18 protein-coding genes and 1 pseudogene are annotated in these 19,615 nt (G+C 47.6%); 17 read left to right on the forward strand and 2 right to left on the reverse strand.

Annotated features, from left to right (window positions below):
- The first annotated feature begins 53 nt into the window (after window positions 1–53).
- The 12 genes from KGF70_RS14040 to accA all read left to right on the forward strand — a co-directional run bounded on the left by KGF70_RS14040 (window position 54) and on the right by accA (window position 12,097).
- A complete protein-coding gene (locus tag KGF70_RS14040; protein ID WP_216768749.1) occupies window positions 54–1,028 on the forward strand; it encodes a mannose/fructose/sorbose PTS transporter subunit IIA in 975 nt (324 codons plus the stop codon).
- 35 nt (window positions 1,029–1,063) lie between these two features.
- Window positions 1,064–1,873, forward strand: coding sequence for a PTS mannose/fructose/sorbose transporter subunit IIC (locus tag KGF70_RS14045; protein ID WP_216768747.1), 810 nt, complete (start codon window positions 1,064–1,066; stop codon window positions 1,871–1,873).
- A gap of 18 nt (window positions 1,874–1,891) precedes the next feature.
- Window positions 1,892–2,824: a PTS system mannose/fructose/sorbose family transporter subunit IID gene (locus KGF70_RS14050; protein ID WP_050339212.1), complete on the forward strand. Its 933-nt coding sequence runs from the start codon at window positions 1,892–1,894 to the stop codon at window positions 2,822–2,824.
- Window positions 2,825–2,957: 133 nt separating this feature from the next.
- Window positions 2,958–3,344 (forward strand): DUF956 family protein, encoded by a 387-nt coding sequence (locus tag KGF70_RS14055; RefSeq protein ID WP_050339211.1) that lies wholly within the window; start codon window positions 2,958–2,960, stop codon window positions 3,342–3,344.
- Between the two features lie 283 nt (window positions 3,345–3,627).
- Complete coding sequence (locus tag KGF70_RS14060; protein ID WP_216768744.1) at window positions 3,628–6,480, forward strand: sigma-54-dependent transcriptional regulator; 2,853 nt, start codon at window positions 3,628–3,630, stop codon at window positions 6,478–6,480.
- 70 nt (window positions 6,481–6,550) lie between these two features.
- Window positions 6,551–6,970, forward strand: coding sequence for a PTS sugar transporter subunit IIA (locus tag KGF70_RS14065; RefSeq protein WP_003637743.1), 420 nt, complete (start codon window positions 6,551–6,553; stop codon window positions 6,968–6,970).
- Complete coding sequence (locus tag KGF70_RS14070) at window positions 6,967–7,500, forward strand: PTS sugar transporter subunit IIB (protein ID WP_101874024.1); 534 nt, start codon at window positions 6,967–6,969, stop codon at window positions 7,498–7,500. Before KGF70_RS14065 ends, KGF70_RS14070 begins: the two co-directional genes overlap by 4 nt.
- 242 nt (window positions 7,501–7,742) lie before the next feature.
- Complete coding sequence (locus tag KGF70_RS14075) at window positions 7,743–8,714, forward strand: ketoacyl-ACP synthase III (RefSeq protein ID WP_216768738.1); 972 nt, start codon at window positions 7,743–7,745, stop codon at window positions 8,712–8,714.
- Window positions 8,715–8,729: 15 nt separating this feature from the next.
- Window positions 8,730–9,206: a biotin/lipoyl-containing protein gene (locus KGF70_RS14080; protein ID WP_120767927.1), complete on the forward strand. Its 477-nt coding sequence runs from the start codon at window positions 8,730–8,732 to the stop codon at window positions 9,204–9,206.
- A gap of 2 nt (window positions 9,207–9,208) precedes the next feature.
- Window positions 9,209–10,531 carry an acetyl/propionyl/methylcrotonyl-CoA carboxylase subunit alpha gene (locus tag KGF70_RS14085; protein ID WP_216768731.1) on the forward strand — a complete coding sequence of 441 codons (1,323 nt, stop codon included), beginning with the start codon at window positions 9,209–9,211 and terminating at the stop codon, window positions 10,529–10,531.
- Complete coding sequence (locus tag KGF70_RS14090) at window positions 10,528–11,331, forward strand: acetyl-CoA carboxylase carboxyltransferase subunit beta (RefSeq protein ID WP_216768729.1); 804 nt, start codon at window positions 10,528–10,530, stop codon at window positions 11,329–11,331. The genes KGF70_RS14085 and KGF70_RS14090 overlap by 4 nt, the downstream gene beginning before the upstream one ends.
- Window positions 11,324–12,097, forward strand: a complete 774-nt coding sequence (accA, locus tag KGF70_RS14095) for a carboxyltransferase subunit alpha (protein WP_216768727.1) — start codon at window positions 11,324–11,326, stop codon at window positions 12,095–12,097. Before KGF70_RS14090 ends, accA begins: the two co-directional genes overlap by 8 nt.
- 706 nt (window positions 12,098–12,803) lie before the next feature.
- On the opposite strand, the gene KGF70_RS14100 is transcribed toward accA, so the two are convergent.
- Complete coding sequence (locus KGF70_RS14100; protein WP_088770025.1) at window positions 12,804–13,997, reverse strand: LCP family protein; 1,194 nt, start codon at window positions 13,995–13,997, stop codon at window positions 12,804–12,806.
- A 307-nt stretch (window positions 13,998–14,304) separates the two neighbouring features.
- Here KGF70_RS14100 and KGF70_RS14105 point away from each other — a divergent pair, with 307 nt between their 5' ends.
- From KGF70_RS14105 to KGF70_RS14115, 3 genes are all read left to right on the forward strand, one after another.
- Window positions 14,305–15,267 (forward strand): AEC family transporter, encoded by a 963-nt coding sequence (locus KGF70_RS14105; protein WP_088770024.1) that lies wholly within the window; start codon window positions 14,305–14,307, stop codon window positions 15,265–15,267.
- Window positions 15,268–15,580: 313 nt separating this feature from the next.
- Complete coding sequence (locus KGF70_RS14110) at window positions 15,581–16,615, forward strand: DMT family transporter (RefSeq protein ID WP_216768725.1); 1,035 nt, start codon at window positions 15,581–15,583, stop codon at window positions 16,613–16,615.
- Window positions 16,616–16,820: 205 nt separating this feature from the next.
- On the forward strand, window positions 16,821–17,498 hold the full coding sequence (locus tag KGF70_RS14115) for a 2,3-diphosphoglycerate-dependent phosphoglycerate mutase (RefSeq protein WP_101874018.1): 678 nt from the start codon (window positions 16,821–16,823) through the stop codon (window positions 17,496–17,498).
- Window positions 17,499–17,800: 302 nt separating this feature from the next.
- On the opposite strand, the gene KGF70_RS14120 is transcribed toward KGF70_RS14115, so the two are convergent.
- Window positions 17,801–18,151: a type II toxin-antitoxin system HicB family antitoxin gene (locus tag KGF70_RS14120; protein WP_216768723.1), complete on the reverse strand. Its 351-nt coding sequence runs from the start codon at window positions 18,149–18,151 to the stop codon at window positions 17,801–17,803.
- 708 nt (window positions 18,152–18,859) lie between these two features.
- On the opposite strand from KGF70_RS14120, the gene KGF70_RS17410 reads away from it, so the two are divergent.
- Both KGF70_RS17410 and KGF70_RS17415 read left to right on the forward strand, forming a co-directional pair.
- A complete protein-coding gene (locus KGF70_RS17410) occupies window positions 18,860–19,162 on the forward strand; it encodes a hypothetical protein (RefSeq protein ID WP_253954840.1) in 303 nt (100 codons plus the stop codon).
- A 21-nt stretch (window positions 19,163–19,183) separates the two neighbouring features.
- Window positions 19,184–19,552: pseudogene (locus KGF70_RS17415) on the forward strand (matrixin family metalloprotease); the annotation flags it as partial.
- Between the last annotated feature and the right edge of the window lie 63 nt (window positions 19,553–19,615).

The raw sequence follows: 19,615 nt of genomic DNA on the forward strand, positions 1-19,615 counted from the left end.
GATATTATTTATTCGTTTTATATGACTGTAACGAAAAAATAGGAGGTACAAAGATGGTAAGCATTATCATTGCTAGTCACGGCGAATTCGCTAAAGGCATCTATCAATCCGGATCAATGATTTTCGGCGAACAAGAAAACGTTCAAGCTGTTACATTGATGCCTAGCGAAGGCCCTGACGACATCAAGGCTAAGTTGGAAAAAGCCACTGCTTCATTCGACGATCAAGAGCAAGTCTTATTCTTAGTCGACCTTTGGGGCGGAACACCATTCAACCAAGTCAACGGCTTGTTTGAAGCACACAAGGACAAATGGGCAATCGTTGCCGGTTTGAACTTGCCAATGTTGATTGAAGCATACGCTTCACGGCTTTCAATGGATTCGGCACACGAAATTGCCACCCACATCATTGAAACGGCCAAGGACGGCGTTAAGGTTCGTCCTGAAGCATTAGCACCTAAGGAAGAAAAGGCAGCTGCTGCAGCTACCAATAATGCTAATGCCGGTCGTCCAGGGACGATGGAGTATGGTTTGGCACGGATTGACTCACGTCTCTTGCATGGGCAAGTTGCCACTGCATGGAGCAAGACGGTCAACCCAACTCGGATCATCGTTGCGTCAGATAACGTTGCGAAGGATGAGTTACGGACTAACATGATCAAGCAAGCAGCGCCTTCTGGTGTGAAAGCTCACGTTATTCCAATCAAGCAAATGATTAAGATTGCCAAGGATGACAAGCACTTTGGTGGTCAAAAAGCATTAGTCCTATTCGAAACGCCACAAGATGCCTTACGTGCAATCGAAGGTGGCGTGCCGATCAAGACCTTGAACATTGGTTCAATGGCTCACTCGGCTGGTAAAGTTCAACCAAACAAAGTTTTGGCCTTTGATCAAGATGACATTGACACTTACCGGAAACTCGAACAAGACGGCATCGAATTCGATGTTCGGAAGGTTCCAAGTGATGGTAAGGAAAACATGGATAACATTTTAAACAAAGCTGAAAACATGTTAAAGGAACAAAAGTAGTTTCAAGAATATCAGAAAAGATGGAGGATTAAATCATGAATTTGAACGTAATTCAAGTGATTTTAGTCGTACTTGTATCATTTTTAGCTGGTATGGAAGGTATTTTGGATGAATTCCACTTCCATCAACCAGTTGTTGCATGTACCCTAATCGGATTAGTAACCGGACAATTAGTCCCATGCATTATCTTAGGTGGGAGTCTTCAAATGATTGCCTTAGGTTGGGCCAACATTGGTGCCGCCGTTGCACCTGATGCTGCGTTAGCATCAATTGCATCTGCAATTATCTTAGTTTTAGGTGGCCAAGGCCGTGCCGGGGTTACTTCAGCCATTGCGATCGCCGTTCCTTTGGCCGTTGCTGGTTTACTTTTAACCATCATCGCCCGGACGTTAGCAACTGGTATTGTTCACATCATGGACCGTGCTGCTGAAGAAGGTAGCTTTGCCAAGATCGATTTCTGGCAATGGGTTGCCATCTGCATGCAAGGTCTTCGTATCGCGATTCCAGCCGCTTTGATCTTAGCCGTTGGTGCCGCTCCTGTTAAGGCAATGTTGAACGCAATGCCTACTTGGTTGACTGATGGTTTGTCAATCGGTGGTGGTATGGTTGTTGCCGTTGGGTACGCCATGGTTATCAACATGATGGCTTCTCGTGAAGTTTGGCCATTCTTCGCTTTAGGTTTCGTCTTAGCCGCAATCAGTGACATTACTTTGATTGGTTTAGGTGCAATCGGGATTTCCTTAGCCTTGATGTACTTAGCACTTTCGAAGCAAGGTAACTCTGGCAGCAATGGTGGTGGCGCTAATACTGGTGATCCAGTTGGCGACATTATCGACAAGTATTAGAGAAGGAGGCAAACTGGGATGTCTGAAACTACAAATATTACTAAAAAAGTAACGTTAAGTAAAAGTGATCGTCTGCATGTTTGGTGGCGTTCAACGTTCCTCCAAGGTTCATGGAACTATGAACGTATGCAAAACGGTGGTTGGGCTTATTCATTAATTCCAGCAATCAAGAAATTATATACGACTAAAGAAGACCGTGCCGCAGCTTTGAAGCGTCACATGGAATTCTTCAATACCCACCCATACGTTGCTTCACCAGTTATTGGTGTTACCTTAGCGCTTGAAGAAGAACGTGCTAATGGTGCCCCAATCGATGATGTTACGATCCAAGGGGTTAAAGTTGGTATGATGGGACCATTAGCCGGTGTTGGGGACCCTGTGTTCTGGTACACGGTTAAGCCAATTGTTGGTGCCTTAGCTGCATCACTTGCGATCTCTGGTAGTATCGTTGGACCAATTTTATACTTCGTTGTTTGGAACGCAATTCGGATGGGCTTCATGTGGTATACTCAAGAATTCGGTTACAAAGCCGGTTCTAAGATTACCGATGACTTATCTGGTGGTATTTTACAAGATATTACGCGTGGTGCTTCCATGCTTGGGATGTTTATCCTTGCTGCCTTAATTGAGCGGTGGGTTGTTGTGGACTTTAGTCCTGTTAAAGTCTCGACAATCAAGCAACAAGCCGGTGCTTACATCGACTGGGACAAGTTGCCAAAGGGCTCTGCTGGGATTAAGGAAGCCTTATCACAACAAGCCGCTGGACGTTCACTTGATAAATACAAAGTAACGACTTTGCAAGATAACTTGAATCAATTGATTCCTGGGTTGATGGCCTTACTGTTAACCTTCCTCTGCATGTGGTTACTGAAGAAGAAAGTTTCACCAATCGTTATCATTCTTGGCCTCTTCGTATTTGGGGTTCTGATGCACGTTATTGGTTGGATGTAAAATTCGGTTTCGTGGTATTGAAAGGATGGACTCGTTGGAGCTCATCCTTTTTATTTAGTTCGGCAGGTTTTGCATAAAGCAGGCCCTCGCCGTATAATCGGGTAGTAATAGAAGGTGATAGGAGGAGTGTCAGATGGTTCAATCAATTAATACGAAGGTTGACTTAGTCATGAATGGGAACTCGCATATGGGCTTGACCGACTATGGCAAAATCATGGTAGGCGACAACGGCTTTGAATTTTACGATGACCGCAATGTCCGTAATTTTATTCAGATTCCCTGGACGGAAGTCAACTATGTCGTGGTATCAGTGATGTTTGGTGGTCGCTGGATTCCACGGTTCTCATTTCAAACGAAGCGTAACGGCATGATTACTTTTTCGGCCAAAGACCCGAAAAAGGTGTTGCGTGCCGTGCGCAAGTATATTGAGCCGGATCACATCGTTAAGTCGTTAACATTCTTCCAGGTCCTGGGCAGAATCTTTAAGGGCAAAAATAACAAGGACAAGTATCTGAAGTAGCTGCATGATACGGGGGGCAGCCTGCTATCGTGATTAATTGGACTACTATCACATGAGCTTACGTGCCGTTAGTCGTTGGACTGACCGTCGCGTAGGCTCGTTTTGTAATCCTGTGAAAGTGGTATTGGGGGCTAATAGGCAACTTGCCTTGACGGGCCTTTTTGGGGGAATGCCACATTGACCTTTAAAAAGTCGATTGTCTGCGAACTATGGTAGAATGTAGTGTGTTATAGTGTATCAAATCGAACAAAATAGTTGAGCCTGGTAAAAGGGAGTGGCGATTTTGACCAGAAAATCCAAAATATACGAATACGTCCGCGAGCACAGTGATTCGCACGGGCTAACAACGGAAATGGTTGCGACCGCGTTAATGATAGCGCGTTCAAACGTTAGTAAAGAATTGAATACACTCGTGCGCGAAGGCCAACTCCATAAGTTAGCTGGCCGGCCAGTCCATTATGTGCCGGCTACGGATGAATTGGCAACTGCGCCAACCACTGTTAGTGACGTAGCGAATGCCACGATGGCGAAGCGAATGCCGAATACCGGAACGACGACCACGGCACCTAAGTCAGCTGCCACCGATATTTTTGAAAATATGATTGGGTCGCACGAAAGCCTATCTAATCAGGTCGAACAGGCCAAAGCGGCTATTTTGTACCCACCGCGGGGCTTGAATACGTTGATTATTGGGCCGACTGGTTCAGGGAAGACTTACTTTGCAAACGCCATGTATCGTTTCGCAGAGAACCAACAAGTGCTGACCAATCCACAAGGGTTGATTACGTTCAACTGTGCGGACTATGCCCATAACCCTGAATTATTGATGTCGCACTTATTTGGTTACGTCAAAGGTTCATTTACGGGTGCTAACGAAGATAAGGATGGGCTGATTCAGGAAGCAGACGGCGGCATGCTGTTTCTGGATGAAGTGCACCGGTTGCCACCAGAAGGGCAAGAAATGATTTTCTACTTCATGGATCATGGCACCTATTCGCGGCTGGGCGAGACGGCCAAGAGTCACCATGCTAATGTGCGCCTCGTCTGTGCGACGACCGAAGACCCCGAGAGTACCTTGTTACAGACCTTTGTGCGTCGGATTCCGATTACGATTCAACTCCCGGCCTTCAATCACCGTTCAGCGAAGGAACGTTTGGAATTGCTGAAAGCGTTATTATCATTAGAAACCAATCGAATCAATAAGCAGATTCGGTTAACGGAAGACGTCGTCCAGGCCTTGTTAGGGTCGGTCACGTTTGGGAACGTCGGCCAGTTGAAGTCTAATATCCAATTGGTCTGTGCACAAGGCTTCGTTAATAGCATCGAAAATGACAGTGAAATCACGATTACCATGGATGACTTACCACAAAATATTCGCAGTGGTCTGATGACGGTGGCGTCGAATCGTCATGAATTAGGGGCGATCTCAGAGTTGCTCGACCCAGTTCTGATCGTTAAACCCAACGATGGTCCGACACCATTACGGAATAAAAATGATAATTATGAGTTACCTTATAATTTATACGAAATTATTGGGGATAAGGCGTCCTTGCTTCGCCGTGAAGGGCTGGATAAGGAGCACATCAACCGCTTCATTACGACGGACATTAACTTGCATTTGAAGTCGTTTTATAAGCAGAATCAACTAGAAGTGTCACCGGAGAACAAACTCGCTGAAATCGTCGATCAAGACGTTATCGATTTCACGAAGACGGCCCAGATGACGATTCAGGACATGCTCGGTTATAATTTCAAAGATAACTTTATTTATGCGGTCAGTTTGCACGTCAGCTCGTTTATCAAACGCATTCAGGCCGGTAAACCGATGCGACAAATGAGCTCGGATATGTTAGCGATGGTGCGCGAATATCCGGCTGAAATCAAAGCGGCTGAAACCCTCAAAAAAGGCTTGGAGGAACGTTATCATCTACCAATTCCGCAGTCCGAAGTGTATTATCTCGCCATTTTATTGATTTCCTTGAGATCGATGCAGCTCAATGGCAAGGTCGGTGTGCTAGTAGCAGCCCATGGCATGAGTACCGCCTCTTCCATGGCGCAAGTCGTTGGTCAGCTCCTGGATGACTACGATATTCAAGCATTCGATATGCCGCTCGATATGGATCCCAGCGTGGCGTACGACCATGTCAAACGGCGCATTGAAAAGATGGATTCGGGCAAGGGTGTGTTGCTACTTGTTGACATGGGGTCGCTGACGACTTTTGGTGAGCGGATTCAACAGGAGACGGGCATTGCCACGCGCACGATTGACATGGTGACCACACCGGTCGTACTGGAAGCTGTTCGTAAGGCCAGCCTAGTCGACAGCGATTTGGACTCGATGTATCAAGAACTGGTTGGCTTTAAGGGCTATTCGCGGATTTCTCGTAACTTGCCGACTGATGACCAGAAAGCGACCGTTAAGCCAGCGTTAGCGACGGATAAGACCCCGCAGCGCGCAATTATTGCGATTTGCGCAACTGGGGTCGGGACCGCTGAACGCATCAAGACGATTCTGGACAGTCTGTTAGCCCAGAACTTCATCGAAGGCATTACGGTCTTTCCGATTTCAGTCGTTGAAATGAAGACTCGTATCCAACAAATCAGTCAGAATTATCAGATTATTGCGGCAACTGGGATTACCAAGCCAGCGCTCGACGTCCCGTTTATCTCCCTGGAAGAACTGTTACAGGGTGGTGGTGAGAAATTTATCGATCAACTAGCAACTGGAATGGATTCGCCACAGACGATGGCCGAGGAAGCCCAACAGTTGACACCAGAGCTCTGCGAACGGTATTTGGGCGACTACTTCACGTTCCTCAACCCCAAGAAGCTGACCGGGATTTTATGGGCGTATAGCGAAGTGATTGCCACCCATCTGGATGGTGAGATGAGCAACGCCTTTCGTATCGACCTCATCATGCATCTGGCTGGGGCCCTAGAGCGGACGGCCATCAAGGATGAGATTTCAGCCCCGACTGAAGAAATGCCCGATATTATGGCCTCCAAGTGGTATCCGATTATTCAAACGGCTAACCAGCAACTGACCGACCAACTTCAGCTGACCTTCTCAGCGGCGGAAAATTATTATATTGTGCAATTATTAGAGAGTCATCAAGCGCAAGTCCTGGCCAGTTGATACACTAACTTGGCATGGTTCTTGCATGTATCTTAATGAGTATTAGTTATAGACTGAGGAGGGAACACCGATGTTAGCATTTGTTGTTGTGAGTCATGGCAGCTTTGCCCGGGGGATCGTGGACTCATCATACATGATATTTGGCAAGCAGGATAAGGTCCAGACGGTCACGTTTCAATTAGACGAGGAACCCAGCGTCCTGACTGAAAAACTGATGGCGGCGGTCGACCGGTTTGATGCCGACGACCAAGTCCTGTTCATGGTCGACTTATGGGGTGGGTCCCCATTCAACGCGGCGAGCCGGATTGTCGCTGAACATACCGACCGAATGGGACTCGTCACCGGCCTGAATCTGCCAATGTTGATTGAAGCCTATACGGTTAGAGACAAACCAATCGACGACGTTATCGCCCACCTGGAAGAGACGGGTAAGATTGGTATCAAACACTTGAACTTATTAAAAGAAGACGAGGAAGATGAGCCACTATGACGATGGATATTCGCTTGGCGCGGATCGATAGTCGGCTCTTGCACGGGCAGGTCGCCACGGTCTGGACCAAAAGTGTCAGTCCTAACCGGATTCTAGTCGTGTCTGATGAGGTCGCCCGGGATGCACTGCGCAAGATTTTAATCGTTCAAGCGGCGCCACCCGGTGTCAAAGCGAATGTGATTACGGTCGACAAGATGATCGAGATTTATCATGATTCCCTGTTCGACAATGTCAAACCACTGATTCTGACGGATACGCCGCAAAACATGGCGCGCCTCGTTGCCGGCGGGTTGGATTTTAGCCAGACGGGTGTCGACATTGGCAGCCTCGCTTTTTCAACCGGAATGGTGATGGTCACTAATGCGGTCGCCGTCGGTCAGGCTGAAGCTGACGCTTTGTATGCGTTGGCCGCGGCCGGATTAAAAGTCTACGCCCAGAAGGTGCCGACGGACAAACAGGTCGATTTGATGCCCTTGCTGGCTAAAAACGGCTTTGCGGCACCCGGCCAACCGGAAACGGAATTGAAATAGCCGATTCGCCAATTAAACGATTCGATATGAGACTCGATTTGAGATAGTTACGTAAGAAGTCACAACCAATTCTTACGATAACTATCTTATTTTCGTTTAAGCGGCAGTGGACAAGTGAGAAGCGGCCCCAAATCAGCGCCGGTTTCTAAGGATTTACCAAAAATCCGGCTGGAAACTTTGACCGGCACGGTTTTATTGATAAAATTAAACTAATTGAAACGGAAAGTAGCGGGGGTTTAAAAATGCCAACTTATACAAAATTAACCGCCATGGGACAGTATGTTCCGGCACGCGTCGTTGACAATGACGAATTAGCGACGATCATGGATACGAGCGACGAGTGGATTCAAGCCCATACAGGAATCAAGACCCGGCACTATGCCATGAATGATGAGAATACCTCAGATCTAGCCACCCAGGTCGCCCAGCAGTTGCTGCAAAAGAGTGGCGTGGCAGCTAGTGCCATCGACTTGATTTTAGTGACGACGATTACGCCGGACGCGTTGACACCAGCCACCGCTTGTTTAGTGCAGGCGAATATTGGCGCCAGCAATGCCTTTGCCTTCGACCTTAGTGCCGCTTGTGCAGGGTTTACCTTTGGCTTAGCAACGGCGGATAAATTCGTTCGTAGTGGCCAGTATCAGAACGTGATGGTCATTAGTGCGGAAGTCAATTCCAAGATGATGGACTTTCAAGACCGGACCGCGGCCGTCTTTTTCGGCGATGGCGCGGGTGGCGCGTTGTTGCAAGCAACGACGGATCCTGCAGAAAACAGTATTTTAGCTGAAAAGTTACAATCACAAGGTAACGCTGAAGTGATTCATTCTGGCCGCGTGCAGCCCATCACGAAAGTTGCAGCGGACAATTATCCGAAGACGGACGCGTTCTACCAAGCTGGGCGCGACGTCTTTCAATTTGCGACCACGGTCGTCCCAGAACAGATGCGGGGTGTGATTGCGGAGGCTAAGCTGACAACTGACGACTTGCAATACGTCATTTGTCACCAGGCCAACTTGCGAATCATTGAAAAAATCGCGGCCAACTTAGCATTACCAATGGCGAAATTTCCGCATAACGTTGAACAGTTAGGTAACACCTCCTCAGCTGGTGTCGCGATGGCGTTAGCGAGTGTATTCGATACCTTAACTGGACCAACATTACTCACGGCCTTTGGTGGCGGGTTAGCCTATGGGTCCGTATTGATTAAGAAGTAGACGAGGGGTGCGAAAATGGAATTAAAAGATTTAGACCGATTAGTCGAGAAGTATGCGCGGCAAGGCTATCAACAAATTCGGGTCAAAGCCGGCGACTTGGAGATTGCCGTCACCAAACCGAGTGTCACCGTACCAGTAAACGCGGCAGCGTCAACAAACACAGTGACAAATCCGTCTGCTGACAATCAAGCGGCAGCCATCACGAACGAATCTGCCATCACTGAATCTACAACGACTGAAGCTGCAATCGGCGCTACTGACACGGCGAACGTCACGATTCCGAGCCCAATGGTAGGCGTCGTCCATTTAGCTCCGGACTTACAAGTTGGGCAGTCAGTGACGGCTGGTCAAGAATTGGGCCAAATCGAGAGTATGAAGTTGTTTAACCCCCTCGTGAGTCCGGCTGACGGCACGCTCACGGCGGTACTGATTGCGGATAACGCGACCGTCGAATATGAACAACCCTTATTTACAATGCGAAAGGATCGGTAGCTATGTTTCGCAAGCTGTTAATCGCGAATCGGGGCGAAATCGCCGTCCGGATTATCAAGGCCTGTCGACAATTGAATATTCAAACGGTGGCGGTGTGCTCAACCGCTGACCGCCACGCGGGCTATACGCGATTGGCGGATGAAGTGGTGTGCATCGGACCGGCTGCGGCAAGTGGCTCATATCTGAACGCTGAAGCTATTTTGATGGCCGCCATTAATACGCATGCGGATGCGATTCATCCGGGCTACGGGTTCTTAGCTGAAAACGCCGATTTTGCCGCGATGTGTGCGGAATGCGGCATCGCTTGGATTGGCCCCCAGACTGAACAGATCAAGTTGATGGGGGACAAAGCCCAGGCGAAGGCCTTTGCCCGTCAACAGCAAGTTCCCGTACTGGTTGGTCAATCGATCCAAGGTCTGGATTGGCCCGAAATCAAACAAGCCGCGATTGCGATTGGGTTCCCACTAGTTCTCAAAGCGAGTTACGGCGGTGGCGGGAAGGGAATCCGCGTTCTTGCTGATGTTCATGAACTCCATCAACAATTGCGGGCTGCGCGCCAAGAAGCGGCGGCGTCCTTTTTAAACGATGCGATGTACTTGGAGCAGTTCCTGACAACCGCCCGCCACATTGAAGTGCAGGTGCTAGGAACCGGTCAGGACCTCTTTATTTTGGGTGATCGGGATTGTAGTTTGCAACTGCATAAGCAAAAGGTCTTAGAGGAAAGCCCAGCTAGTATTTTGACGGCCGCGCAACGGCGGAATTTGTACGAGTTATCGCGGCAATTGCTGGCGGGAACCCATTATCAGAGTTTAGGTACGATTGAATACTTATTCGCAGATGGCCAGTTTTACTTTATGGAAATGAATACCCGGCTACAAGTTGAGCACGGGGTGACGGAGCTGACCACCGGTATCGATATCGTCGCTGAACAAATCAAACAAGCGGCGGGGGTCGCCGTCACGTTTCCAGAACACGTTGGCCTGCAGCCGCAGTGTATTGCGATTGAAGCGCGTTTGACCGCGACGTTACCAGTAACGCAGACAAAGATTGAAACGCTACAGTGGCCCGAACACGTCCGTATCGATACGGATTATCATCAAGGTGACCACTTAGTCACGATGTACGACGGTCTAATCGCCAAAATCATGGTCACTGGGGACGACCGTATAACGGCTGTTCACAACTTGCAGCGGGCGTTGGCCGCAGTCAAGTTGCAGGGACCCACGACTAATCTGGACTTTCTGCGACAGACTGTCGCGCGACCAGCGTACGTCAACGACCAATACACGATTCACAGCTTAGCGCGTTGGGAGGCGTCCAAATGAGTCATTATCCAAGTCCAGGCACGTGGTCGGCCTGTCCTAATTGCGGCCGCCACGTCCATCAACGACAATGGGGCACGGATCAACAGTGTCCCTATTGTCACTATTGGCGACGATTGACGGCCACACAACGCATCCAACAACTGACCGATGCTGAGACGTTTCAGCCGTTTGAAATGCCTGAGCGGACCGTTGATCGACTGGCGTTTCCAGACTATCCGGCTAAGTTGCAACGCGCTAAGCAGGAGACCGGTTTAAGTGAAGCAATCATCTGCGGCACTGCCCAAATTGCCCAACAATCCTGCGTCCTGGCAGTCATGGATAGTCATTTTATGATGGGAACGCTGAATACGGCGGTGACCCGGCGGCTGCTATATGCGAGTGAACAAGCGCGTGCTCGGCAGTTGCCATTGGTGATCGTCACCGCTTCTGGTGGTGCCCGCATGCAAGAAGGGATTTATGCCTTAGTGGGCATGAACCTGATTTTAGCAGAGTTAGCCCGGTTAGAGCAGGACCAATTGCCATTGATCACCGTACTTACCGACCCAACGATGGGCGGCGTCTCCGCGAGCTTTGCCTTTGAGGGCGACTTAGTGTTAGCTGAAGCGGGCGCCAAGATTGGTTTCGCGGGGGCGCGGGTCATTCAACAGACGACTCCGGCTGACTTACCCGCAGACTTTCAAACGGCGGACCAATTATTTGAAAATGGGATGCTAGACGCCGTCGTCGAGCGGCCGCATCTCAAGGCTTATTTGGGCCGGACATTAGCGAATTACGGGATTGGGGGACGGGCCGATGGATAAAAGATTACAGCGGTTACGCGCCGCTGACCGGGTAAGTGCCCCCATGGTCATTCAGGCGCTACTACCGACGATGACGGTGCAGACTGGTGACCGAGTGCTCGGCCGTGACGCTGCGTTAACGGCGGGCTTCGGTCGAACGGTCACTGGTCAACAGCTTGCCGTCTTGGGTGTTGACCGGGGTGTCGATATTCAAAGTCGGCGTGAAAAAAACGGTGGCGCATTGACGGTGCCTGGTTACCGAACTGCGCTGCGGGTCATCAAGCACGCCGCCAAGTTTGGCTGGCCGGTCGTCAGTCTGATCAACATGCCCGGCGCGGATGCCAGTCCAGAATCGGAGCGGCATGGTCAGAGCCAGGCGATTGCGGATATGATTGCCGCAATGGGCCAATTGGCCGTACCTAATCTCGTCGTTTTCTTAGGCGAAGGGCATAGTGGTGGTGCGTTAGCTTTTGCCAACGCCAACCGCATCATCATGTTAGATGACGCGTTATTCAACGTCGCGTCCCCGGAAGCCGTCACTGCGATTTTACATGGCCAACAAACCGTCAGCGATGCCATTGACTTGTTGCCAATGACGGCGGATGCGTTGCAGGCCCGCGGGTTAGTCGACCAAATCATCGCGCACGACCAGGCTGACTTGATTACTGTCATTAATCAAATGATTGAACGCCAGCTGGCATCTCTGAAATCCCTGACAGCTACTCAACTCGTTGCGCAACGTGAGCGCAAATTTAGGCAGTTCTTGGACAGTTGGCCGGTTAATTGATGCTAGTCAAGCTGGTCGGATTGCGTGAAAGATAAATCCTAAAAAGTCACCGATTAGTTAGTTGCTAGTCGGTGACTTTTTAGGAGCCTGCAGGTAATCTTTAATCAACTGATGAAGATTTATGTCATCTAAGTATTCAGGGGACCGTTGAGTATGATTCACTCAAGGGTAACTAGTCTTGAAATCTCTCGATAGAATTACCTTTCAGTGATTAGTCATGACTTTCTATTACAGTCGAGTCAGAAATTTCTTTAGTGTTCGGTAATGTTGATGCTTAGTTGAATTAAAACGTGAATATGGAACTTAGCGCTTACCGGGTGTTGGTTGTACAGTTGAACTCAAAATGACTGTTTACTATGAATCAGCGACTAATCTATCTAAAGGTTTGGTTCGCAAATGTCCGCCTTTCGAATACCATCCCCGGCTGGAAGGTGTTTCTGACAATGCTAAGTGGTGAAATTTCACTTAGCAAGCGTCTTTTGCTTGGTTAGTGAAAGACCAGCATTTAAGACGTGGGTTGTCGGCTTAAATCTGTGTCCACCACGTTCCAGCGTTGTCAGAAATGCCTGTAAGCCGGCTTAGGACGCAGCTCCACAGCAGGTTCACGGGTAATTCGGTCTACTTTCCAGCGGTCCTAAGCTGGTGGTTTCGATTTTAATACAACAATAAAAAGGACGACCAGAGTGGCCGTCCTTTAGTATCAGTATTAATACTGATTAGTTGTCGTTGTTTGATCTTGAGTGGTTGTTTGGTCCTGAGTCGTCGTGTCTTGGGTCGTGCTAGTGCCATAAGTGGTCGTGTCACTAGTTGTGGTAGTGCTTGACGAACTAGAACTTGAACTGCTGCCGGTCGTAATAGAAGCCGTCTCAGAGAAGAGTGATTCTGAGATGCTGCTAGTAGAGAGGCCGAGCGCTTTACGGATTCGCTTGGAATTCTTGTAACGTTCTGAAGCAGAAGCGACTTGATAGGAGAGACCATCAATCATGGAATCTGTTCCTTGAACCGTGTAGGACTTAGCGTGGTGAGAGGCGTTCTTGTACTTCGTATCGAGCGCGACCATATCGTTCCAAGTTAAGTCAGTCCGCATGTTTTTGGACAGTTGTTTCGTAATCTTTTCAATATTCGCAATTGAACCTAGTGAGTTAGATTGACTAACCATCGCCATGATGATTTGCCGTTGCCGTTTTTGACGACCGTAATCACCTTGAGGGTCATCATAGCGCATCCGTGAGTAATCCAGTGCAGCGGCCCCGTTAAGCTTGATTTTGACACCCTTCTTAACATTGGCATGGCCGTACTTGAAGGTCATCTTAGGGGTGATCGTCACGCCACCCATGGCATTGATGATTTGCTTCAAGCCACCCATGTTGATCAGCATGTAGAAGTCAATTGGGACATCGAGTAGTTTTTCAACGGATTTAACCGCGCCACTCGCGCCACCAATCGTGTAGGCCGCGTTGATCTTTTCAGACTGGCCGTCGATCATGACTTGCGTATCCCGCGGAATACTAGTTAAAGTCATGCTTTCCTTTTTCGGATTGATGGTCGCGACAATCATGGTGTCAGTCCGAGCAGAGAAGTTCTTGCCCCGGCCGAGCGCACCCGTGTCGGTCCCGAGTAATAGAATTGAGAATGGTTTGCCTTTCTTGATGACCGCGTCAACGTTCCGGAGCTTCTTGGACCCCGTCGATTGATAAGTCGTGTTCATCGTATCCTTAGCGGCATTCCAGGTCTTGTAGCCCCACCAGCCACCGGTGATGATTAGCAGGACGACCACGATCAATAAAGTAATTAGCCAAGGACGTTTTTTGTGTGGTTTCAAATGTGGGTTGCGCGCCTGTTGCTCGCGGTAGCGGCGTTGGCGGGGCCCCATTTGATTATCGTTATTATTTTCAGACATATTCGTTCCTCATCACTTTAGATTTTTCCCTCAATAGTCATTTTATGCTGTTTGGCAAGCATTTGGTTCTTAAAACGGGTAACTTAAAAAGATTTTAATAATCAAAACTGCCGTTATCAGCGCAACACAATTATAGAACACTATAATTAAAATTGTGACCGCCGTCAAACGTTTCCATCTATAAATTAGCCTACAAGCCATCTAAAAACAGTGGTATACTTGAATAATTCTCATTGAATTATTATTTTACATAGCTTGGTTGCAGCCTGAATGGCGTGCAATACGGTTGAAGAGAGGAAGACCGAGTGTGCAGATTTTAGGAACCTTTGTACAGAGTATTTCCGGGGTCATGACGATTATCGTGATGATTGCGGTGGGTTACTTATTGGCACGGTGGGGCTGGTTCAACGAAAGTGCCACCAAATTAATTGCCCGATTAGTCACCCAAATTGCCTTACCGGCCTATATGATTGCGACGATCACGAAGCAATTTACGGCTGAAAAATTGCTGTCGACGTTACCCGGATTACGTTTTCCGGTACTGAATATGGCGATTCTATTTGGGATTTCGTTTGGCGTGATGCGGGCATTGAATATCAAGAAGAGCCATCGGGGCTTATTTTCGTCGATGTTTCTGAATTCGAATACGGTATTCATTGGTCTACCCGTCAACCAGGCACTGTTTGGCAATAGTGCATTGCCGTACGTGCTGGTCTACTATATGGCCAACACGACGATTTTCTGGACGTTAGGCGTGTACCTGATTCAGCGTGACGGCACTGGGTCAGCCAATTTTGATCTGAAACAAACGCTCAAGAAGATTTTTTCACCGCCATTGTTGGGCTTCATGATTGGGGTCCTGCTGGTCATCGCTCATATCAAATTGCCAAACTTTTTAATGGATGATTTCTCCTATATTGGTGGCTTGACGATTCCACTGTCGATGATTTTTATTGGAATCTCCATGGCCAATGCTGGTCTCAGCAGTATGCGTTTCGACCGCGATAGTATCGGAATTTTAATCGGTCGGTTCATCCTCGCACCGGTTTTGATGACGGTGATGTTGATTCCGATGTCGATTCCGTTAGAGATGAAGCAAGTCTTCATTTTACAATCTGCGATGCCGGTTATGACCAACGCGCCAGTCGTTTCCAAGCTGTACGGTGCGGATGCGGATTATGCGGCGGTGATGGTGACTGAGACGACTTTGTTAAGTCTGATCGTGATTCCGATTTTGATGGTCGTCGTCCAATCGGGATTGATACATTAACGACTCGGTGATCCATATCATTTTGAAAAACGGCTTAGTGCGACCTGTCAGTAGGTGGTACTAAGCCGTTTGGCGTTATGATTGGACACTGAACTAACGATGCTTAGCAAGTTTAAATTAGTTAAGAGTGTTGACTGATTATTCTCATTTAAATCAGTTCCAATTTGCCGTGTGCGTTTTGACGACGGAAACCGATTTCATTTAGTTGCACCCGTCAGCCGCCCCATCAGCAGATTTGAAAACCAACTGAAAATGGTGCTATACTGGAAAACGTTGCGTATTAAATTTTGATTAAGAAAGAAGCGAACGTTTCGTGAAGAAAGCATATCTTTACATTGCAATTTCAACCTTGATGTTTAGTTCGATGGAAATTGCGCTAAAGATGGCCGGCAGTGCCTTTAATCCCATTCAGTTGAATTTGATTCGATTTTTCATTGGGGCTGTCGTATTATTACCATTTGCCTTGCGTGCCCTAAAACAGACTGGTCGGAAGCTTGTGAGTGCTGACTGGCGGTTATTTGCGCTGACGGGGCTAGTGTGTGTCATTGTTAGTATGTCCCTGTATCAATTGGCGATTACCGTCGACCAAGCTTCGACCGTCGCGGTATTATTCAGCTGTAATCCAGTGTTTGCGCTATTATTCTCCTATTTGATCCTGCGGGAACGGATGGGACGTGCCAATTTGATTTCAGTCATTATTTCAGTCATCGGGCTATTGATCATCGTTAACCCAGCCCATTTAACGAACGGGTTAGGCCTGCTACTGGCAATCGGTTCAGCGGTGACTTTCGGCTTATATAGTATTATTTCACGTTACGGTTCAATCAAACGGGGGCTGAACGGGTTGACCATGACCTGTTTCACGTTCTTTGCCGGGGCTTTCGAATTATTGATTTTAGCTTGGATTACTAAGGTTCCGGCGATTGCGGCTGGTTTGAAATCAGTTGGCTTAAGTCAATTTTCAGCCATTCCAATTTTAGTCAACGTCAATATGAACTACTTCTGGTTGTTATTCTTCATCGGCGTCTGCGTCACGGGTGGGGGCTTCGCCTTCTACTTCTTGGCGATGGAACAGACCGATGTTTCGACCGCTTCGTTAGTCTTTTTCATCAAACCAGGCCTGGCCCCAATTTTGGCCGCACTGATTTTGCATGAACAGATTTTATGGACGACGATTGTTGGTATCGTGGTGATTTTAATCGGTTCCGTCGTCACGTTTGTTGGTAATCGATTCCGTGAACGTGGGAATACGATTGGTCAAACGGCGGCTGAATCAGTTAAAGCAGCGGAGGACGCTGACACTGAGGCCACTCATGCGGCACATGCCGTCTCAAATCAAGAAAACTAAGTTAACTGATAACGGCTGGATTGGCGGGTAAACCGCAGTCTGGTCGTTTTTTTAGTGGTGGCTACGACTGATAAGATTGCGAGCTGATTTTTGTCAACCGTCGTGGATCACCGGCCTGTAAAAACTGGCGGAATGATTGTGACTTTGAAAAATCGGCCAAATCGATTATGATAGGTAGTATTGAAGATGGTAGGTGGGAAAGAGAATGACAGAACTTGTACTGGTTCGCCATGGTGAGAGCACGGCCAATCGGGATAATACTTATACGGGATGGAGCGATGTTCCGCTCACGGCAGCTGGCATTGCACAAGCCCACGATGCGGGACAGCGATTGCGCGCCACTGGTATTCAGTTTGGGGCGGTGCATACGTCAGTCTTGCAACGTGCCATCGTGACGGCCAACATTATGTTAGATGAAATCGACCAATTATGGCTACCAGAGTATAAGACGTGGCGTTTAAATGAACGACATTACGGGGCGTTACGTGGTCAAAATAAAGATGCGACCCGCCAAGAATATGGCAAGCAACAGGTTCAGCAATGGCGGCGGAGTTTTTATACCGTACCGCCGTTATTAGCACCGGATGAGCTCGACCATGACCGGCGTTATACGAAGTACGGTGCGGCGGTCGAACCGCGTGGTGAAAGCCTGAAGATGGCCTATGACCGAATCATGCCCTATTGGATCGATCAGATTGCACCACGACTATTAGATGGCCATAATCAATTGGTCGTCGCGCATGGCAGTACGTTGCGCGCGCTGATTAAATACTTGGAACAAATTAGCGATACGGGCATCGATGGCGTTGAAGTGGCGAACGGGGTGCCTATTTGTTACCACTTAGACCAGCAGCTGAACGTTATCGGTAAGGACGAGTATTAATGTCGTACGGCAAGTAGGGTGATTGACGGCTGTTTTAGATGGTATTGACAAGATTATTTATTAAGCGATTGTTCAATTAAAAAGCCTAGGATTTCTTATTGCACGTCATTGGCGGCGATAAGTAAATCCTAGGCTTTTTTGCGTAGTCCAATTTAATAAAACCAGCGACCGTCGAAATACTTTGGCTGACTTGCGTATCTACTGTATTGCGTCGTGAGCATCGTGTGAATTTTTTCTTTCGGGATTGTTTCTGTCAGGGTTGCGGACGAATTGGCTTGTACGCTGTCACCGTTCCAATCTACCTACTTCGAAATTGAGACTGTTTTTTGAACTTTGGTCTTCCCATTCAAATACGCCTCTAAATCTACCAAAACCATTGATTTGAAAGATTGTTCCGAATCGTAGTGTAAGTCATTTGGATAAGGATTATTTTGTTTTAACGAGATCGCTGCTAACGCGGAAGGGGCTGGAATCATATGGCCGTTTTCTAGATAATCAGCGCCGTTAATGCCTAGCCAATCTGTCGCCATTGCCATTGCATCCGTCACGTTTTTACCCTGAGTTGATGAATTTTTGAAATCCGGAAAAGTAATGAAAAATGGCACGCTTTCGGAACTGTCGTAGTAGAACAATGCTGGATAACTCACTAACATAGCTGATTCCTCCTGGCTAAATATTGGCAAAAGAAGCCGTCTAGTGCAGACCGGATTCTTTTATAGTTTCTGGCTTGGTTAATTGATTCGACCCAACGTAGAGACGGTAACGGGCTGGTGGTAAGACTGGCCGACTTTACACTTTACGTGCGACCTTTCCATGCATGTGTCATTCAAACAAGCGTTTTGAGCGATTCTAACATTTCTTTTTGCGGTATTAATGTGTGTACGGGACTACTAACCGTCTCTATTATAGGTGTATTGTGCGCATAATTCGATTATTTGATGTGTATCACACGTATGACCAGCTTGTTTATGGCAATCCAGGGTAGCATTCAAATCCGATAGCACTAAAATCAGGCCAAAATCGTAATATCGGCAGCTAAGGGGTTCGGCGCATGCTGGATCCCTTTTTACAGTTAAAGCATTTAATAAATGGTTCGCATAACTGATTATAAGCATTAATAATAATGAGCAAGAAGCATCCAAAGTTGCGGCCATGAATAAGAATGCCGATATATCAACGATTAGACGAGCTTGAAAGGCTGGTATAAATATTGTTAATGTAACCGTACACCCTATTTTTCATAAATAAATATAATATATCTCTTGTAATCAAATGCTGAACGCTGTAACATATCAGATGAACGAAACGGCTTGGTAGCGCAGTTACCGGCCTAAAAACTGATAAGGGAGCCTAGGCTGACGATGAGAAAACATAAAAAAGTATTATTATTAATGATAATGAGCCTAGGCCTCTGTGGGGTGCTGTTGATGGTTGCACCCCAAATCAGTGCTTGGATTAATCCGACGTCTCAACAGGTCGAGGCGGATACGGCAACCGGCCACGATAAGGCGCATGACCAAGTTTATTACAATGACAAGGTCGATAACTACCAATATAATTATTTAGATAACGGCACCAAAGTAATGGCTTACAAGGCGCGTTTTAAGAGTCGGGTCATTACGTATCACATCACTAGTGATAACAAGGTCTATCATGCCGTTTAGTTAACCGCGGTAAAACGTTGGAATGCCACCAATACGGTCAAACTTGTTGCGGCTAAGGACGCATCGAGTGCGCAGATCACGCTAGGTGAGAGTGAAGATGAGACCGGTACGACGGGCTCTGAAATCGGTCGGACTTGGCGGACCTATTACCAAAGCGGGTCGCAGGAGACGACTTGGATGGATAAAGCCAAGTGTGTGATTTACACGAATCGCTTCCCAGCTACCAATAACTCAGTGGAATACAAGCTATCGGTGGCCACACATGAACTCGGTCATGCACTTGGATTGGAACACGAAGATAATAAAAGCTCAGTGATGTATTATCAATCACACCGGGGTGCCCACATCTCAACCCGCGAAATCAGTACACTTAAACAGATGTATAAATAAATGTAATAGTAAATGCTATAAGTAAACGTAATACTGAAAAACAGACGCAAATCACCTCATTTT

The organism is Lactiplantibacillus sp. 7.2.4, from assembly GCF_018991185.1.
Taxonomy (GTDB): Bacteria; Bacillota; Bacilli; order Lactobacillales; family Lactobacillaceae; genus Lactiplantibacillus; species Lactiplantibacillus pentosus.

Excerpts from the sequence above, each read along its gene's own strand:
- KGF70_RS14040 (WP_216768749.1), top strand. The coding sequence starts at position 54 with ATGGTAAGCATTATCATTGCTAGTCACGGCGAATTCGCTAAAGGCATC.
- KGF70_RS14115 (WP_101874018.1), top strand. The coding sequence starts at position 16,821 with ATGACAGAACTTGTACTGGTTCGCCATGGTGAGAGCACGGCCAATCGG.
- KGF70_RS14080 (WP_120767927.1), top strand. The coding sequence starts at position 8,730 with ATGGAATTAAAAGATTTAGACCGATTAGTCGAGAAGTATGCGCGGCAA.
- KGF70_RS14120 (WP_216768723.1), bottom strand. The coding sequence starts at position 18,151 with ATGTTAGTGAGTTATCCAGCATTGTTCTACTACGACAGTTCCGAAAGC.
- KGF70_RS14070 (WP_101874024.1), top strand. The coding sequence starts at position 6,967 with ATGACGATGGATATTCGCTTGGCGCGGATCGATAGTCGGCTCTTGCAC.
- KGF70_RS17410 (WP_253954840.1), top strand. The coding sequence starts at position 18,860 with ATGAGAAAACATAAAAAAGTATTATTATTAATGATAATGAGCCTAGGC.
- KGF70_RS14100 (WP_088770025.1), bottom strand. The coding sequence starts at position 13,997 with ATGTCTGAAAATAATAACGATAATCAAATGGGGCCCCGCCAACGCCGC.
- accA (WP_216768727.1), top strand. The coding sequence starts at position 11,324 with ATGGATAAAAGATTACAGCGGTTACGCGCCGCTGACCGGGTAAGTGCC.
- KGF70_RS14085 (WP_216768731.1), top strand. The coding sequence starts at position 9,209 with ATGTTTCGCAAGCTGTTAATCGCGAATCGGGGCGAAATCGCCGTCCGG.
- KGF70_RS14055 (WP_050339211.1), top strand. The coding sequence starts at position 2,958 with ATGGTTCAATCAATTAATACGAAGGTTGACTTAGTCATGAATGGGAAC.
- KGF70_RS14045 (WP_216768747.1), top strand. The coding sequence starts at position 1,064 with ATGAATTTGAACGTAATTCAAGTGATTTTAGTCGTACTTGTATCATTT.
- KGF70_RS14065 (WP_003637743.1), top strand. The coding sequence starts at position 6,551 with ATGTTAGCATTTGTTGTTGTGAGTCATGGCAGCTTTGCCCGGGGGATC.
- KGF70_RS14075 (WP_216768738.1), top strand. The coding sequence starts at position 7,743 with ATGCCAACTTATACAAAATTAACCGCCATGGGACAGTATGTTCCGGCA.
- KGF70_RS14050 (WP_050339212.1), top strand. The coding sequence starts at position 1,892 with ATGTCTGAAACTACAAATATTACTAAAAAAGTAACGTTAAGTAAAAGT.
- KGF70_RS14090 (WP_216768729.1), top strand. The coding sequence starts at position 10,528 with ATGAGTCATTATCCAAGTCCAGGCACGTGGTCGGCCTGTCCTAATTGC.